The organism is Helicobacter pametensis ATCC 51478 (genome assembly GCF_000518225.1).
GTDB classification, from domain to species: Bacteria; Campylobacterota; Campylobacteria; order Campylobacterales; family Helicobacteraceae; genus Helicobacter_G; species Helicobacter_G pametensis.
Genome location: NZ_KI912401.1, coordinates 314,144 through 330,635, shown reverse-complemented (window position 1 = coordinate 330,635; position 16,492 = coordinate 314,144). Strand labels below are relative to the sequence as shown.

The 16,492-nt window shown below is 42.3% G+C and carries 15 protein-coding genes; 10 read left to right on the top strand and 5 right to left on the bottom strand.

Translation table 11 applies throughout. From position 1 onward, the window contains the following. The first annotated feature begins 20 nt into the window (after positions 1-20). From T391_RS08230 to T391_RS0106170, 9 genes are all read left to right on the top strand, one after another. Positions 21-1,289 carry a ComEC/Rec2 family competence protein gene (locus tag T391_RS08230; protein ID WP_051420652.1) on the top strand — a complete coding sequence of 423 codons (1,269 nt, stop codon included), beginning with the start codon at positions 21-23 and terminating at the stop codon, positions 1,287-1,289. 46 nt (positions 1,290-1,335) lie between these two features. Next, positions 1,336-2,205: a menaquinone biosynthesis prenyltransferase MqnP gene (gene mqnP, locus T391_RS0106205; RefSeq protein ID WP_027327605.1), complete on the top strand. Its 870-nt coding sequence runs from the start codon at positions 1,336-1,338 to the stop codon at positions 2,203-2,205. Beyond that, the gene (locus T391_RS0106200) at positions 2,198-2,749 is read left to right on the top strand and encodes a hypothetical protein (protein ID WP_027327604.1); all 552 of its coding nucleotides are present in this window, start codon (positions 2,198-2,200) and stop codon (positions 2,747-2,749) included. The genes mqnP and T391_RS0106200 overlap by 8 nt, the downstream gene beginning before the upstream one ends. Continuing rightward, positions 2,746-3,291, top strand: a complete 546-nt coding sequence (locus T391_RS0106195) for a DUF6115 domain-containing protein (RefSeq protein WP_027327603.1) — start codon at positions 2,746-2,748, stop codon at positions 3,289-3,291. Before T391_RS0106200 ends, T391_RS0106195 begins: the two co-directional genes overlap by 4 nt. After that, positions 3,288-4,070, top strand: a complete 783-nt coding sequence (locus T391_RS0106190) for a phosphatidylserine decarboxylase (RefSeq protein WP_027327602.1) — start codon at positions 3,288-3,290, stop codon at positions 4,068-4,070. The genes T391_RS0106195 and T391_RS0106190 overlap by 4 nt, the downstream gene beginning before the upstream one ends. After that, the gene (nadA, locus tag T391_RS0106185; RefSeq protein ID WP_027327601.1) at positions 4,067-5,065 is read left to right on the top strand and encodes a quinolinate synthase NadA; all 999 of its coding nucleotides are present in this window, start codon (positions 4,067-4,069) and stop codon (positions 5,063-5,065) included. Before T391_RS0106190 ends, nadA begins: the two co-directional genes overlap by 4 nt. Positions 5,066-5,070: 5 nt before the next feature. After that, on the top strand, positions 5,071-5,898 hold the full coding sequence (gene nadC, locus T391_RS0106180; RefSeq protein WP_027327600.1) for a carboxylating nicotinate-nucleotide diphosphorylase: 828 nt from the start codon (positions 5,071-5,073) through the stop codon (positions 5,896-5,898). Between the two features lie 66 nt (positions 5,899-5,964). Beyond that, a complete protein-coding gene (locus T391_RS0106175) occupies positions 5,965-6,390 on the top strand; it encodes a globin domain-containing protein (protein WP_027327599.1) in 426 nt (141 codons plus the stop codon). Positions 6,391-6,637: 247 nt separating this feature from the next. Further along, on the top strand, positions 6,638-10,093 hold the full coding sequence (locus T391_RS0106170) for an autotransporter outer membrane beta-barrel domain-containing protein (protein WP_027327598.1): 3,456 nt from the start codon (positions 6,638-6,640) through the stop codon (positions 10,091-10,093). A 39-nt stretch (positions 10,094-10,132) separates the two neighbouring features. On the opposite strand, the gene uvrC is transcribed toward T391_RS0106170, so the two are convergent. Both uvrC and T391_RS0106160 read right to left on the bottom strand, forming a co-directional pair. After that, positions 10,133-11,806, bottom strand: a complete 1,674-nt coding sequence (gene uvrC, locus T391_RS08225; RefSeq protein WP_051420650.1) for an excinuclease ABC subunit UvrC — start codon at positions 11,804-11,806, stop codon at positions 10,133-10,135. Continuing rightward, the gene (locus T391_RS0106160) at positions 11,799-12,398 is read right to left on the bottom strand and encodes a hypothetical protein (protein ID WP_027327597.1); all 600 of its coding nucleotides are present in this window, start codon (positions 12,396-12,398) and stop codon (positions 11,799-11,801) included. The genes uvrC and T391_RS0106160 overlap by 8 nt, the downstream gene beginning before the upstream one ends. 143 nt (positions 12,399-12,541) lie before the next feature. Here T391_RS0106160 and T391_RS0106150 point away from each other — a divergent pair, with 143 nt between their 5' ends. After that, positions 12,542-13,990, top strand: a complete 1,449-nt coding sequence (locus T391_RS0106150; RefSeq protein ID WP_027327596.1) for an L-aspartate oxidase — start codon at positions 12,542-12,544, stop codon at positions 13,988-13,990. 2 nt (positions 13,991-13,992) lie between these two features. On the opposite strand, the gene T391_RS08455 is transcribed toward T391_RS0106150, so the two are convergent. The 3 genes from T391_RS08455 to waaF all read right to left on the bottom strand — a co-directional run bounded on the left by T391_RS08455 (position 13,993) and on the right by waaF (position 16,441). Then, a complete protein-coding gene (locus T391_RS08455; RefSeq protein ID WP_027327595.1) occupies positions 13,993-14,505 on the bottom strand; it encodes a NanQ anomerase/TabA/YiaL family protein in 513 nt (170 codons plus the stop codon). Positions 14,506-14,540: 35 nt separating this feature from the next. After that, positions 14,541-15,344 carry a ferritin-like domain-containing protein gene (locus T391_RS0106140; protein WP_027327594.1) on the bottom strand — a complete coding sequence of 268 codons (804 nt, stop codon included), beginning with the start codon at positions 15,342-15,344 and terminating at the stop codon, positions 14,541-14,543. A 110-nt stretch (positions 15,345-15,454) separates the two neighbouring features. Then, on the bottom strand, positions 15,455-16,441 hold the full coding sequence (waaF, locus tag T391_RS0106130) for a lipopolysaccharide heptosyltransferase II (RefSeq protein WP_027327593.1): 987 nt from the start codon (positions 16,439-16,441) through the stop codon (positions 15,455-15,457). Positions 16,442-16,492 lie beyond the last annotated feature (51 nt).

Genomic DNA, 16,492 nt, shown 5'->3' with positions numbered 1-16,492 from the left:
GGAGTAGGATGAGATAGAAGATGAGCTCTAGGATTGCTTTTGTGAGCACTACAAGGGAGTGGGGGATCATCTTGGGTGTTTTGTGTTTGATTTTGGCTTTGATGCTTGGATGGAGATTCTGGACTTTTCAGACTTATATCAAGGCTGACAAACAGCGCCTAGAAGCTCGCATCCTCAACCAATACTACAAAAACCACAAATGGGTTTTGAAGCTCAAAGCCACAAATGGTCTCATCCTCTACACCACAAGCAAAGAAGATCTCAAAGATTTACAAAATCGCACCATCTCAATCTTTGGCAAACCTGCCAAATGTAGCTTTTATGATTCTTTTAGAAGTTGCTTTTTTATCACTTTTTCATTTGATGTGATGCCCAAAGATTGGCGTAGTATCTTTTATGATTACATCGCCTCACAGCACCAAGATGAGAAGATGAGCAAACTTTATCAAACCCTCTTTTTTGCCTCCTCCCTCTCCAAAGAATGGAGGGATCTCTCTACTTCACTCAAGATCGCCCATCTCCTAGCTATCAGTGGCTTGCATTTGGGAATCCTAGCCTTTGTGTTTTATCTCTTTCTCTCTCCCATCTATCAGTTTTTGCATTCTCGCTTTTTTAGCTATCGTAATCATCTTTTTGATCTTGGAGTGCTGCTTCATATTGCTCTACTAGGCTATCTCTTCTTGCTTGACTTTCCTCCAGCATTTTTGAGGGCTTATGTGATGAGTTTGATGGGATTTTTATTTTTTTATTTTCATTTTGCCTTGCTAAATTTTTCATTTCTTGCTCTATGTGCGCTTTTGATCCTAGCACTCTTCCCTCATTTTTTCTTCTCTATTGGTTTTTGGTTTTCACTTAGTGGGGTGTTTTATATCCTTTTGTTTTTCAAATACTGCTCTTTAGATCAGATCCGCTCTTCTTGGATCAAGGCCCTAGTGATTTTATGTCTTCTCAATCTTGTTTTGTTTTTCAATATGTTGCCCCTCACACATTTATTTTTCCCTACATTTGCCCTTTACTCATGGCTAGCTATCCCTCTAAGTATCCTCTTTGCTCCCTTCTTTGTCTTGGTTTTTATCTTGCATCTTGTGGGATTTGGTGGGATACTAGATCCCTATCTACTTCCAAGCCTTACTCTGTCATTTGATCAAATTGCATTCTTGATTCCTTGGTGGGTGGGTTTGGTGTATGTGGGGATAAGTCTTGGGGCGATTTTTTCTCGCCTGATGTATTTTTGCTCTCTTGGAGCGGGCTTTACGCTTTGGGTGTATTTAGTGAGCAAAATGCTCTAAGAGAGAGTAAAATCGCAAGCTTATATTTTGGATTATCTGGAATGAAATGTTAAAAAAGATTAGAGATTTTAGTGAGCTTGTTGCTTTTGAGCATACGATTTTTTCTGCTCCATTTATGCTGATCGCACTTTTGTGTGCATCTCTCCAAAAAAATTCTTCACTTTGGTTTGGCTTTGAGACTTTGATTTTGTGCCTTTTGGCTTTGATTTTTGCGCGCAATTTTGCGATGACTTTCAACCGCTACATCGATCGTGATATCGATGCCAAAAATCTCAGGACACAGAATCGCCCAAGTGTAGATGGACGGATTGGAGCAAAGATGATGCGATACCTTATCTTGATCAATGCACTAGGATTTGTATCCATTAGCTATCTGATCAACTCTCTTGCTTTTGCTCTCTCTATCCCCTTTCTCTTTATCCTTGGCTTTTACTCCTATATGAAGAGATTCTCATATCTTGCTCATCTTGTGCTTGGAGTCAGTCTTGGACTAGCACCGATTGCAGGCTGTATCGCTGTGCTTGGAAGTGTGCCTCTGTGGTGTGTGTTTCTCTCTTTGGGTGTGCTATTTTGGGTGGCAGGCTTTGATCTACTTTATTCACTCAGTGATATTGAGTTTGATCGCGCTCATCGTCTTTTTTCGATCCCCAGTATTTTTGGAGAATCCAAAACTTTAATCATCTCACGCTGTTTTCATGGATTGAGCTTTGGGTTTTGGGGGTTGTTTGTATGGAGTTTTGGGGGAAATGCCATTGCATATTTGGGAGTTTTGGCTTGTGGGATGATCTTGCTTTATGAACAATATTTAGTTAGTCTTGATTTCAAAAACATCCCCAAGGCATTCTTTGTGAGCAATGGATATTTGGGATTTGTGTTTTTGGGGGCAATCATTTTGGATGGATTATTGAATGGATAGTTTCATAGAGCAGTGCATCAAATTAGATCTTGGTTCGCGCATCATCGAGCGCAGGCTCAATCTTGCTTTGCTTGAAGTCAAAGACATAGATGGAGAGAGCTTGCAAGAATTCTCCTATCTCAACCAAAAAGAAGAAATGGGGATTGAAAAATGGCTTAAGATCGCCAAGGGAAGAGATTATGATGGGGATGAAGTGATGCTTGAGCTTCTGCTAGAGATGTATAAAAAGCTAGAGAGAATCGAGCAGAAGATCTTCTCAGAAGATTCCTCCCTTCTCACACTCCCTATCCAGACTCAAACTCTTGGCATAGGGCATGAGTTTTTGTGTCTGGCAGAAAGCTTTGAGAGTGAGAGGATTTATTATGCGAGATTGGATCTTCCCATATTTCCTAGCAAAATCATCCCACTCTATTGTCAGATGCTCACACCAAACATCGCTAAAATCATCAAAATGGGAAGTTTGCATACCAAAAGCTATGATCACTACATCGCAGAATGTGAAAGGTTAGAAATACAAAAGAAACGAGAGGAGGAGAGAAAATGAGTCTTTGGATAGAAGAGAATCTCAATCTTATTTTGAGTGGCTTTATCGGATTGGCTGCGTTTTTGATTTTGCTTTTTACCTACCTAAAAGATCTAGAATCATCCAAACGCCTAGATAAGTTTGAAGTCGCGATTGACAATCTCCACGATGAGATCTACAAGATTCAAAAAATTCTCAAAAAACTTCAAGATGAGCAAGAAGACAAGACACAAGAGATTATCGCTCAAGTTGAGACATACACCAAGGACATCATCACCAATTCTCTAAGCAAAACCTATGAGCACCTTGAGAGTATTGAACAGCGTGTCAATGATGAGATCAAGATGGCAGCCAACAACCTCAGTAGCTTAGATGGCAAAATCCGTGAGCTGGAGTTTTTCTCAAGCAGTTCAGCCAATACCATCGATGAGAAAAAGATCCTCTCACTTCTAGAATCAGGCAAAAGTGTAGATGTCATCGCCAAAGAATTAGGGATCACACGAGGAGAAGTGGAGCTTCTTTTGCAGCTTTCACATACTGCTTATGAGGGAGAAAAAGCGTGAACAACAAAATCTCTCAATGGTTTGGCAAATTTGCCTCACATCCTTTTCCCACATCGATTCAAAAAGTGATCAATTCTAGCTATGTCAAACTCTTTGGGATTGATTTAGATGAATTTGATGAGGCTCAAAGCTATCCGACCCTCAACCACCTCTTCACACGCGAATTGCGCAAAGAACGCCCCATCGATCAAGAAGATGGAGTCTGGATCTCCCCCACAGATTCTCTCATCATGGCCTCTGGTGTGATCAGTCACAATCTTGCTTTGCAGATCAAAGGTATGAGCTATGGGGTGAGCGAGTTTTTGGGTGAGGTGATTGAAGATGGATATAGCTATCTCAATCTCTATCTCTCACCCAAAGATTACCATCGCTATCATGCTCCTTGTGATTTGGAGATCTTAGAAGTGCGCTATTTTGGAGGCGAGCTTTTGCCTGTCAATCAAGCATCTTTACTCAAAAACCACAATCTCTTCATCCGCAATGAGCGAGTCGTAGTAGTCGCACAAGATGAGAGAGGGGAGAGAGTGTATTATGTCGCTGTGGGTGCGCTCAATGTAGGACAGATGATTTTGCATTTTGAGCCACGCTTGCATACCAATGCCAAAGCCAATGCTCGCACAATCTACACTTACAAAGAACCCATCAGAATCAAAAAGGGTTGTGAGATGGGATTATTTAAGATGGGATCAACAATCGTTTTGATCGCATCAGAAGTGGAGTTTGAAGTCCAAGAGAGAGCAAAAGTGCGCTTTGGAGAAAGGATAGGGAGGAAAAAATGATAGATCAAATTAGAGCATTACTCAAAGAATGTGATGGCTTACTTGTCGCACATTATTATCAAAGAGATGAAGTTGTAGAGATCGCTGATCTTACGGGTGATAGCTTGGAGCTAGCAAGGAAGGCAAGCCAGAGTGAGCGAAGCCTTGTTGTGTTTTGTGGGGTGGGATTTATGGGACAGAGTGTGAAGATTTTGGCTCCTCATAAGCGTGTGATTATGCCTCGTCTTGCCTGCTGTTCGATGGCTAGGATGATTGATGATACATATTTTGATGAAAGCATTGCACTGATGCAAAGCTATGGCATCCATGATATCTTCCCCATCACCTATATCAATTCCAACGCCCAAGTCAAAGCCAAAGTCGGTGCCATGGGTGGAGTAGTATGCACAAGTGCCAATGCTGGCAAAATCTTTGAATATGCTCAAAGCCATCGCAAAAAGATCTTTTTCTTGCCAGATCGATGTTTGGGACTAAATCTTGCCAAGCGCTATGGGATCAAATCAGCCATCTTAGGCGTCTCAAGCAAGGAAGAGGTCATCGATGCAGATATCATCTGCTACAATGGATTTTGTTCCGTGCATCAGCTCTTTAGTGTTGAAGATATCGAGTTTTATCGTTCAAAATATCCCGAGATTCTCATCGTCACGCATCCAGAATGCCCTCCAGAAGTTGTAGAGAGGTCAGATTTCGTCGGATCTACAAGTCAGATCATTCAGTATGTCACCTCTCTAGCCCCAGATCAAAAAGTGGCAGTTGGCACAGAATACAATCTTGTGAATCGATTGAGAAAGCCATACAATGGTGAGAATCACACCTTTGTGCTCTCTTCAACCAAACCCGAATGCCCCACGATGAATGAAACCACTCTTGAAGACATTCTCAAAGTCTTGCAAGCCTACAAGGATCAAAACCCCTATAATGAGATCCAAATCCCTCAAGAAGTAGGCGCTCTTGCCAAGCAAGCACTAGATAAGATGATGGAGCTCTCCAAGTGAGGGAGATCCAAGATCGGCGATGTTATGAGTTTTTGAAATCTGCGCTAGAGGAGGATTGGGGAAGGGGGGATTTGTTTTCTCTGATCGCGCAAGATGAGCAGATCCAAGCCCAAATCATCGCCAAAAGTGATGGGATCTTCTCTGGTGCTTATTATCTTCAGATGCTTTCTTGGATGATGGGATTGGAGCTTGAGTTTTGTTTGCAAGATTCTCAAGCCTTTCATAGAGGGGATATTCTTGTGAGGCTAAGTGGAAGCTATCTTGAGATCCTAAAAAGTGAGCGTGTGATGCTCAATCTCCTCCAGCATAGCAGTGGGATCGCTACACAAACGCATCACTTCATGCAAAAGATCTCAGATCTTCCTGTGTCTTTGCTAGATACACGCAAGACACGGCCACTTCTGCGTGAGTTTGAAAAATACTCTGTCAGAAATGGAGGTGGTAAGAATCATCGCTTCGGACTTGATGATGCACTGATGCTCAAAGACACTCATCTAGCAAAGATTCCCAATCTAAAAGCATTTATCCTCAAAGCAAGGCAAACTCTTCCTTTTACCACTCGCATTGAAGTTGAGTGTGAGAGTCTGAAGCAGTGCAAGGAAGCCTTTGGACTAGGGGTAGATATCATTATGTGTGACAATATGCAAGTAGAAGAAATCCTAGAAGTCGTCAAACTCCGCGATGCACACTATCCTTCTATCTTGCTAGAAGCCAGTGGCAATATCACTCTAGAAAATATCAGAGAGTATGCCTCAAGTGGCGTGGATGCCATCTCATGCGGTGCTTTGATCCATCAGGCGACTTGGCTAGATATGAGTATGAAAATTTCCTAAATTTTTGCAAAAAGTAACCAAAAAACACATTACAATCCGCGTTTTTATTTTTAAGGAGAAAAAATGTTGGATCAAAAAACCATTGAAATCGTCAAATCAACAGCACCTATTTTGAAGGAAAGAGGAGAGGAGATCACAAAAGAGTTTTATCGTGATATGTTTGAGCGCTATCCTGAGGTCAAGCCTATGTTTGATATGGGTAAGCAAAAGAGTGGATCTCAGCCCAAAGCCTTGGCAACTGCTGTATGGAATGCAGCCATGAATATCGACAATATGGAAAATATGCGTGCATTTGTCACAAAAGTCGGAGAAGTCCATGTCAAGTCAGAAGTGAAGCCAGAGCATTATCCAATCGTGGGAGAGTGTCTACTCAAAGCGATCAAGACTGTTTTGGGAGCTGATGAAGAAGTGCTCAATGCATGGGAGAAGGCTTATGGAGAGCTTGCGAAGTTTTATATCCAGATCGAAGAGGATCTCTACAAAAAAGCCTAAGTCAAAATAGGGGAAGTAGGGGGAGGGGGGGGTATCACTGATCTACACATAGCCACACTGCCGATAACATCGAGAAAGTTTAGTTTTTCTTATCTATTTAGAATAATTTTGATTAGATTCTTTATATTGATTTGATTTTTGTTTAAAAAGAGAATTTTTCTGATAGGATAGGCGCCCAAGGTTTATCTCAGATCTTCTAGATACACCTTAAGAAACTAAGTGCATAGGCACAAAGGAGAAACAAATAATGAAAAACTTTTCACCAATTGTAGCTATTTCTTTAAGTGCGGCGATCGCATCCAGTGCGTTTGCTGATCGATTTATTTGGTCTTATAATGGTGGCAATGTGCATATGCAAAATCGACAAGATCAAAAAGTAGGATATAAGAGATTTGATGACAATGTTTGGTTGATGCGTGCTTATGGAGTCAATGATTTTAAAATCAGCGGTCCTGGAAAATTTATCTTTGAAGGTGTATCTGCTAGTGGTTCTGCGACAGGATTTGAGCTCAATGGAGCTGATAGATCACGGAATCGAGTACTTGTAGAAAATGGTCATCTTTATCTTGGAGATATTCATGCTATTCATGGTATGGCCACTGGAATAGGCATGTGGAATGCTCAAGGTGAAGCGTATTCTGGTCGGTTTGAAATCAGAAGTTCTGGGAAACCCAATGCTAATACCCCTGGGGCTCTTGTCTATGCCAAAAGTGTTAGGGCAGATGTAGTCGATGCTCGAGGTTATGCATTTAATGGTGGCAATCTTTTGTATCTCAATCATTTTGGTGAAATGAGATTTGATTCTATTTCTTCTGGTCACAGTGCTGCTTATGGTATCAAGGGTTATGCGAAAGGCTCTCATGGATCTAAGCTTGTCCTTTGGAGTGATCTTGGAGGAAAATGGAGTGCTGGAGAAATCAGAGGTAAGAACGGTGCTTATGGGATCCAAGCTGATGAGGTAGAAATTCGCTTTAATTATGAATCACCTTCAAGCTACTGGTCTAGAGTGAACTTCGATAAGATCTTGACTACAAATGGTGAGGCTATAGGAATTGATGCTAGAAATATCTCAATCCACTCAGCTCATGGAAACTCTGAAATGGTGTTTTATAAAATCAATGCGACAAATGGCGCTGCTTATGGTTTGAGGGGAAATGATATCTCTATCCAAGCCAATACACACTCTCCGACAAGAATCGTCTTTGAAGAAGTTAAGGGAACATATGCTCGGGGTATGCTTGCCAATAAGATTTCTTTGGTCACTGGAGGAAATGGAGAAATTACAGTTGGAAATGTGACTTCAACCGGAGGAGGCGATCATCAGGATGCTGTTGCTTTTGAAACAAGACAAGAGCTCTATCTACAAGGGAATATTAACTCTAGAGCAGTCTCGGCGACTAGCACAGCCAAAGGGATCCTTTTCGCAGGAAGTCATGTCTCTGGAAGATTAAATTGGGGAACCGCAAATTTTGGAGGAATCTTTGGGGATAGAAATGCAAGAGGTTTTGAAATCTATTCAGGATCTGGAGTGCAAAGCGCAAATATCGTTTTTGATAACTCTTCTAGAATCTCATTTAGAGAGATTTATGCGGGAAGTGATGCGATCGGTCTCTCTCTCCATGCTCAACAAATTACATTGTCTTTGAACAGTGGATCAAGAATGGATTTTGATTCGATTCGATCCAAGGGAGTAGCTTCAGGGATCCGTATCGGACATGGTTCTGTCACGATGAATGGTGGTGGAACGATCAGATTTGGTGAAATTTTTGGTGAATGGGGAAGCTATGGGATCCAGAACTCAGGGACATTGAATATCGAAAATGCTACTTTGAGATTTGATAGATTCTCTGGAAGCAACATAACACCAATTGACAATGGAGGCAAGATTATCCTAGGAGCAGATGCTTCAATCATTGTCGGAAATGGTCCAAGTGATCATAGATATAGATATGGGATCTACAACACCATCAATGGTGCGCAATTCAATCTGGGCAATACGACAATCGCTACAAGAGGAGATGACTTTACCTTCGCGATCGGATCAAAGGTCGATACAACCTACAAAGTAGGTCATGGAAAAACTCTAGAGCTTGATGTGCACCAGAGAAATGGAGCAGAAAAATGGGCATTTACAGGAGATCTTGGTGACAAAACTTATATTGTCCTAGAAAATGGTGGTGCGACATTGAAGTTCAATGGTGGTGCAGGAAAACTTCACAAGCTTCAAGGAAATTGGCATTCAACAGTGGATCTTGCTGGAGATCTAAATCGCAGGACAGGCAATCACAATGCACAGCTCAGAGATCTAAGGATTCAAAACCTTGATGCAGATAAAACAAACTTCATCGTCTATGCTACAGGATCTAGAAATATTCAAACAGGACATGGATTTTTTGATGGTCGTGCATATAGCAGCTCAAGCACAAGAAGCACTGTAGGTGGAAGTGACCGAGTGTTTATCGGTAATGCTGTGAAAGATAATTCTCAAAACAACACCCTCACTGTCAAGCTTGGTGATTTTGCTCAAAAAAGTGGACAATATGTCGTCTTGGCAGAAGTGAAGGGAAATGCAAAAGATAAAATCACTTTCAATAATCTCAAATCTTCTGATGCGAGTGCAAACTCAAGAACATCGGCAGGATATGCAGAAGCCAATATCACGATCAAAAGAAAAGATCATGGTGATACAGCTTATTACTATGCTGAGCTCCCAACAGCAAGCAATGCTCGCATCGCTCGTGGCTATATCGATGAGAGTGCAGCAGGTCAGAATGCAGGAGCTGGTCTCTATTTTGCTAACATCAACAGCCTAAACAAAAGGATGGGTGAACTCCGAGACAATCCAAACGATCATGGAGTATGGGCTAGGGTCTTCACAGGGGAGCAAATCTCCAAATTTGGATCTGAACTCAAAACTCAATACACAACAGTCCAAGCAGGTTATGACTACAACTTCGGTACAGCTGAAAGTGGAGCAAGAAACCACTATCTAGGTTTCGCACTCTCTTATGCAAACTCCAAAGATACAGAAGTGCTCAATAGTTCCAACAATGCCAAAACACAAGCCATCGAGGCTGCTGTGTATTTTGCAACAGTCAAAGATGAGGGATTGTATTCAGATAGTATCGCTAAGTTTGCTTATATGGCAAATGATCTAAACTTTGCAGGTGATACTTCATCCAACAAGGTCAATAACTATGCCCTTGCATTCTCTCAAGAGCTTGGATATCGCTTCAAGATCGCAGATAGCTTCTTCCTCACTCCACAGATCGAAGAGACACTTTCTTATATCAGTGGATCTGACTTCACTAGAGAGCAAACAGGAAATAAAACGCTCAAATCTACTCAAGATCAAACCTTTATGGCCAGGACAAGAGTAGGACTTGGTGCGACTTATCAACTTAGTGATGCTGAGAATCAATTCAAAGCAAACTTCCACCTTGGAGCATTCTATACATATGACTATATGAATGGTGGAAAGATCACTTTTAAGGCTAGTGATGCAGCAACTCCAGATACAGTAGATGTCCTTGAATCTAATGGAAGATTTGTGCTCAATCTTGGGACAAATTTTGCAGTGCAAGACTCTACAAGACTCTACTTTGACTTTGAGAAGAGTTTCGGAGATAAGCTCTATACAAACTATCAGGTCAATGTGGGTGTAAGATATAGCTTTGGTGAAAAAGCACCTAAACAACCCTAACTCACTCTTCTCCCTCTGAGGGGAGAGAAAAAGGGGGTTTTAAACTTTTGGAATGAAGCTTTTGAGCTTCTTTTGACGATGGAAGCTGATGGCGAAGCGATGCGCTTCATCTCTAAGCTTTTGGCAAAACTGCAATCTCACATCACTAGGTAGCAAAGCAAACTCACTGACTTTCCCCTCAATCACTCCTCTAAGCATATCTTTGGCTCTTCCTTTTGCACGATGAGCTTTGAAATCTAGCTTTTCTTTGGCGATGGCAATCACATCGATATGCACTCCCACACTCTCTAGCACTTCTTGGGCGATATTGATCTGAGCCACCCCACCATCTAGGATCCAAAGATCTGGTGGAGAATCTTTGGAAAAATCCTGTGCTCGACGCACAAGCATCTCTCGCATCTGAGAGTATTCATCACTTCCCTCTAGATTGTAGTGACGATAGGAGGATTTGATCCATTTTTGATTCTCATAGACCACCATAGCACCGACATTATGCTCCCCTCCATGGTGGCTTGTGTCAAAGATCTCAATCCTATGAGGAGTGCACTGGAGTGAAAATAGCTTTTGGATCTGAAGCAAAGTATCTATCTCTTGGTTTTTGTTCTTGAGGATTTCTTGAGCATTGAGCAGTGCGAGTTTGGTCAGATTGGCTTTGTCTCCTCTTTGGGGGATTAGGATTTTGATCTTTGCTCCTAGCCATTCTTGCCAAGGAGCAATCTCATCTAAGCTTAGCTCTTGAGGGAGTAAGATTGCCTTGGGTAAGATAGGCAAATCTTTGGAGTAGTGAGAGAGGATGGCTTGCTGATACAAAGAGAGTAGCTCTTTTTTGCTCACTACTCCATTTTGAAGAGGGATTTTCTCAAAATCGCTTGAGATGATTTTCCCCTCACGCATATAAAGCTTCACAAGGGCGGCGTATTGGGCATCATAACTGATGGCAAAGACATCCCAATTGGCATCTTGAATATGCAGATCGATCATAGATTCTGCTTTGAGCATTGAGATCTTTTTGATGCGATCACGCAGGATCAATGCCTCTTCAAAGCGCTCTTGTGAGGCTAGAGTGTGCATCCTCTCTTCCAATCTTGTGATCAAAAGCTTTGTGTTTTTGAGATGGATGATGCTCTCTTTTAGGATCTCTCCATAGTCCTCTTGTGAGATTTTCCCCTCACATGGGGCTTTGCAACGATTGATTTGATAAAACAAACAGGCTTTTTTCTCTCTCAAGCATCCATTTTTTTGCACCAATGCAAAAAGCTCATATAAGCTATCCAAAATCTCTCTAGCTCCAGAGCAAAAGGGACCAAAGTAAAGGCAGTTTTGCCCCTTTTTGCTCCTTGTGATCTGAGGGCGGGGGAAGGGATCGGAGAGATTGATGAAGATATAGGGATAGGTTTTGTCATCTCTGAGCAAGATGTTGTATTTGGGTTTGAGCTGTTTGATGAGAGAGTTTTCGAGGATGAGCGCATCATTTTCATTTGCGACGATCAAAGTCTGAATCGAGTGGATCTGAGAGACCATATGAGTGATTCTAGGAGAGAGATTGGCACTAGGTGAGCCATCTGTGACTTTGAAATAGCTACGGACTCTATTGTAGAGATTTTTGGCTTTCCCTACATAGAGTAATCGCCCTTTGTGATCGAAATATTGATAGATCCCACTTGTTTTGGGGAGGGTTTTGAGTGTTTGGATGATTGGATTTTGATCACTCATGTGATTGCTTGATAGCTGCTCTGATTGATTCAAAGATCAAAAACAAGTCTTGATTTTTGCTGTGATTTTCAAACTCTCCATCACTGCGCTCAGAATAAGCCTGCAAGAAAAAAGTCTCAATGATCTCATGGTATTTGGCGTAATGCTTGGGTGGGAGAAAATGGATCCTGCCTTCTTGCTGAAATTCTCTAATCAATGCTCTGCGTCGATGATAGCCCTTGGTTTGAGCAAGCTTGGCTTGAAACTCTTCGCGTGTCATACTTGGGGTTTTTGGCTTGAAGAGGGTGTCTGATCCCATCTTGGGATAGTAGGCTTTGACTTGCTTGATGGAGGAGATGAGGGGAAAATGCTCTTTGAGAGAGGAGAGGATCCCTAGAAGCATAGGTGCTGTGTAGGTGTTGAACTCAGCGCAAAGATTTGGATTTTTGAGTGCGACTAGTAGAACTTGGTCTTTTTTGTGTGCAAACGATATATACTTACGCACTTCCAAGGTCAAAGAGCAAATGAGTTTTGAGATCTCATCTTGTTCTTTGAGCTTAGACCAAGCTTGAGTATTTTTGAGTTGGGAGATAATTGTATGCGAATCTTTCATTGGCTGATTCTAACATATTCTTTGATAGCGGTAGGATGCGGGTATAAAACGATGCCTGTTTGGAGAGATGATTCTCAACCCACACAAGAAAGCCAGCAATCCGCTCATCCATCCAAGCCCTCCAAACAAACCTCACAACAGCAATGAATTATGATGTCTTGATCGTGGGGAGTGGGGTGGCTGGCTTGTATTGCGCACAGCATCTCCCATCATCTCTCAAAGTCCTCCTTCTTTGCAAAGAAAATCCCCAAGAATGCAACACACACTATGCACAAGGTGGGATCAGTGTGGCTTTGGATGCAAATGATGTAAAAGATCACATCATGGATTCTTTAGATGCAGGATCTCATCTCAATAATGTCCAAGCCCTAGAGATTCTCTCCCAAGAAAGCCTAAGCCTTGTCTCTGATTTGGATGCTCTTGGAATCTTTGTGGATAGAGATCCTCAAGGGAATGTGCTTTTCACTCAAGAAGGAGGACATCAAAAGCCAAGGATTGTGCATTTTGATGGAGATGGGAGTGGGAGGTTTTTGCATACACAACTTCTTGAGCGTCTCCAGCATGAACTTTGGAGTGATGCTCAAGTGATCGATCTGATCTTTGATCATGATCGATGTGTGGGTGCTTTGATCCAGCATGGCACAGAGATCATCCAAGTGCGAGCAAACTATATCGTCCTAGCTAGTGGGGGGATCGGTGGGCTTTATACTTATCATACCAATGCAAGGACTTTGAGCGCGGATTTGCATGGGATCATCCTCAAGCATGGTCTTAGACTTAAAGATATGGAAATGATGCAGTTTCATCCCACAGTTTATACACAAGCTCCAAGCGCGCGCAAACCCCTGCTAAGTGAGGCTATCAGAGGGGAGGGAGGAAAGATTGTCAATGAAAAGGGTGAGCGCTTCTTGTTTGCCTATGATTCTCGTGGAGAGCTTGCTCCAAGAGATATCGTCGCACGCGGGATTTTTGACTATATGTCCCAAAGCGGACAGAGTGCGTTTTTGGATCTTTCTTCTTTCACTCAGATCCAATTTGAGCAGCGATTCCCCAACATCTACTCTATGCTCAAACAATATGGCATCAATCCCCCTAGTGAAAAGATCCCTATCTCTCCAGCATTTCACTATTGTATGGGGGGGATTGAAGTGGGACTTGATAGCAAGGTAGTGGGGATAGACAATCTCTATGCCATCGGCGAGTGCGCCAATAATGGCGTGCATGGAGCTAATCGCCTAGCTTCCAACTCTCTCCTTGAGGGACTTGTGTTTGGCAAAAGAGTGGCTCAAGAGATCAGAGAGCGAGAGATGGATCAGAGATCATATTCTAGGGCATTCCCCTCTTATAAACAAAGCAATCTTTATGGAGAAACAGATCTAATTCTCAAAAACAATCTTAGAGATCTGATGTGGAATCAAGTCGGAATCATCCGCACCAAAAAGGGGCTACAAGAAGCCCTCAAACAAGTTGAGATGATGCGTCTTCAAAAGATGGGAGATCTCTTTGCCTTGCGTCTAGCTGTCGCACAAGAGATCATCACACAAGCCCTTAAGCGTGAGAAAAGTCTAGGTGCGCATTTCTTGCAAGACTAAGATCACAAGCGATGCTTTGTGAGTGTTGTGGGGACTTTGATCACCACCTTTTTGACAAGATTTCCTACCTCATACTCTCTACCCACTCCAGCACAATGAATATCTTGAGGGAATAGCACACAAAGTTCTTTGCATCTGAGTAAAATCTCACTGACTTCCCTTTGGATCGCATAAGTTGCAAGATCTCTATCCTCATCATAGCTCTCAAGAGGTTTGAAATCCTCCTCTGATCCTACCAAATAGCGCTCACTCCCTGATAAAACGATCTGAAAATCAATGTAGCGCTGATGAGATTCAAAAAATGCTTGAGAGAAAGGCTTGAGCTTATAAGCATGGGCAATCAAGCGCATCCCATACTTCATCTCTTGCTCAAAGCTCTCACCCTCTTTGAGATTTTCAATCAAAGCATCAAACTCTGAAGTAAAGAGGGATTGAATCTGGGAGTTAAGATAGTCTAGCTCCACTGTTTTGCTCAAAAGCGGTGCTAGATGAGAGATTGTTCCAAAAATTGCCATTATTGCTCCTTTGTGAGTTTTTGGGATTGTAGCGTCTAAAGTGTGCTTCTTGAGTGCAAAGCATAAGCTCTAAGTCTATCAAGCTCTTCTAGTGAGAAGCCACATTGAAGCCTTGCATCGATATTGAGGACTTTGGGCAAGCTATAGGCATAAAGTCTCAAAATCTCTTCAAACTTTCTTGGATCTTTGGAGAATCTCCACCATCTATCTCCGCGTGCGACATGAGAAATCTCATCTCTCAAAATCACTGCCAAGACTTCCAAAATCTGATCTTTGAGTGGATGAAGGGATCGTTCTACTTTTTGGACGACGAATGGATTGGCATCTAAGCCATTGGCTTCCATTCCTCGATGCACAAGTGCCATACGATCAGCAAAGTTTGGCGTGGCTTTCATCGCATCAAAAAGATTGCTATGCACCGCAAAATCTCCATAGTCATAGCCAAGACTTTGCAGAAGTGCTCTAAGCATCTTAAAATGTGTGATTTCTTCTCTAGCAACTTCAATCCAATCTCTATAAAACTCACTTGGCAGATTTCTGAAGCGATAGCTTGCATCCAGAGCTAGATCAATGGCTGAGTATTCGATATGCGCAATGGAGTGCAAAAAAGCAGCCATCGCACAATCAGAATGGATGGATTTTGATCTTTGGATTTTGGTGGGGTGGATGATCTTGCAGATCTCTTGATAGATGGGTTGAGTGATCGGATAGATGGATGAAGAGTGATCAAAGCTTAGATCGGGCATCTTCTGATAAAGTTCATCAAATAGCTCAAAGCGCTTTTGAATCTCTGAAGTGTGCAAAATCACCTCAAGTGATGCAAAAAACTCATCTCTCATCACTTCTTTCCTAATCTTTGAGCTTGGAGCGATAATAAAGCAAAGCAAGGGCAATCACGCCAAAAACTATCACTTCATAAATAAGACTGCTAGGAATCATACTAAACCTCCTATAGATCCAATAGTTCATCGATTTGTTTTAGCACCTCATCTGGTGTGATAAGCCTCATACATTGATGATGCTTGAGGGGACATTCTCTCTGTTTGCATGGAGAGCATGAGAGATGTTTGCTTATCATCACACTTTTTGCAGTGTGATTATAGGGTGAAGTCTCTGTGGAATCTGTGGGGCCAAAGAGTGCTATCAGAGGGATATCCAAACTAGAGGCGATATGCATAGGACCACTATCATTGGTCAAAAATAGATCCAAAGAAGCAATGCTATCAATAAGCTCTGAGATACTTGTCTTGGCTGTGAGGTTGATGAAGTGTTGCAAAGGAGCGATGGGATGCAAGGCATTGATTATGCGCTCATTGGCTTTTATTTCATCTCTGCCTCCATAGAGAATCACCTCAAACCCACGATGCAAGAGTGAAGCCATCACTTGGATGAAATACTCCTCACACCATCGCTTCGCACTCCCATATTTTGCTCCAGCATTGATCCCAATCCTAATCCTCTCTCCCTTGGGGACTGGACTAGAGTGAAGAGAGAGGCGTGGCTTGGAGGGGATAGGGATGGAGAGGGGTTCTAAGAGGGCAAGATAGCGCTCTACTTGGTGGATCTGATGGGGATAGGGTAGGGAATCTGTCAGAAGATAAGATCTGAGATTTTTGGCAAACCCAATGCGTCTTGTGCTCTTTGTGCAATAAAGAAATAGAGCAGAGGGGAGATTGTTTTGAAAAGTAATCGCTAGATCATGCTTGCCAACTTCTTGAGCTAGTCTAAAGGTCGCCCAAAGGCGATTGGCAGAATCTTTGGTGTGATCGATGATGAGATGATATGCGCTTTTTTCTTGTTCAAATAATCCAATGCTTGCAGGAGATCCCACAAGGGTAAAAGAGGCTTGAGGATAGTGGGCTTTTAGAGCATGGAGGGTCGGAGTCGCCATCACAGCATCCCCTAGCCAAGTGGGAAGTCGCAATAAGATTCTCAAAAATTTCCTTTTTGCCAAGATTGGTTGTAGGGGTGTAATTTTACTTCATAG

Excerpts from the sequence above, each read along its gene's own strand:
- T391_RS08230 (WP_051420652.1), top strand. The coding sequence starts at position 21 with ATGAGCTCTAGGATTGCTTTTGTGAGCACTACAAGGGAGTGGGGGATC.
- mqnP (WP_027327605.1), top strand. The coding sequence starts at position 1,336 with ATGTTAAAAAAGATTAGAGATTTTAGTGAGCTTGTTGCTTTTGAGCAT.
- T391_RS0106200 (WP_027327604.1), top strand. The coding sequence starts at position 2,198 with ATGGATAGTTTCATAGAGCAGTGCATCAAATTAGATCTTGGTTCGCGC.
- T391_RS0106195 (WP_027327603.1), top strand. The coding sequence starts at position 2,746 with ATGAGTCTTTGGATAGAAGAGAATCTCAATCTTATTTTGAGTGGCTTT.
- nadA (WP_027327601.1), top strand. The coding sequence starts at position 4,067 with ATGATAGATCAAATTAGAGCATTACTCAAAGAATGTGATGGCTTACTT.
- T391_RS0106170 (WP_027327598.1), top strand. The coding sequence starts at position 6,638 with ATGAAAAACTTTTCACCAATTGTAGCTATTTCTTTAAGTGCGGCGATC.
- uvrC (WP_051420650.1), bottom strand. The coding sequence starts at position 11,806 with ATGAGTGATCAAAATCCAATCATCCAAACACTCAAAACCCTCCCCAAA.
- T391_RS0106160 (WP_027327597.1), bottom strand. The coding sequence starts at position 12,398 with ATGAAAGATTCGCATACAATTATCTCCCAACTCAAAAATACTCAAGCT.
- T391_RS0106150 (WP_027327596.1), top strand. The coding sequence starts at position 12,542 with ATGAATTATGATGTCTTGATCGTGGGGAGTGGGGTGGCTGGCTTGTAT.
- T391_RS08455 (WP_027327595.1), bottom strand. The coding sequence starts at position 14,505 with ATGGCAATTTTTGGAACAATCTCTCATCTAGCACCGCTTTTGAGCAAA.
- T391_RS0106140 (WP_027327594.1), bottom strand. The coding sequence starts at position 15,344 with ATGAGAGATGAGTTTTTTGCATCACTTGAGGTGATTTTGCACACTTCA.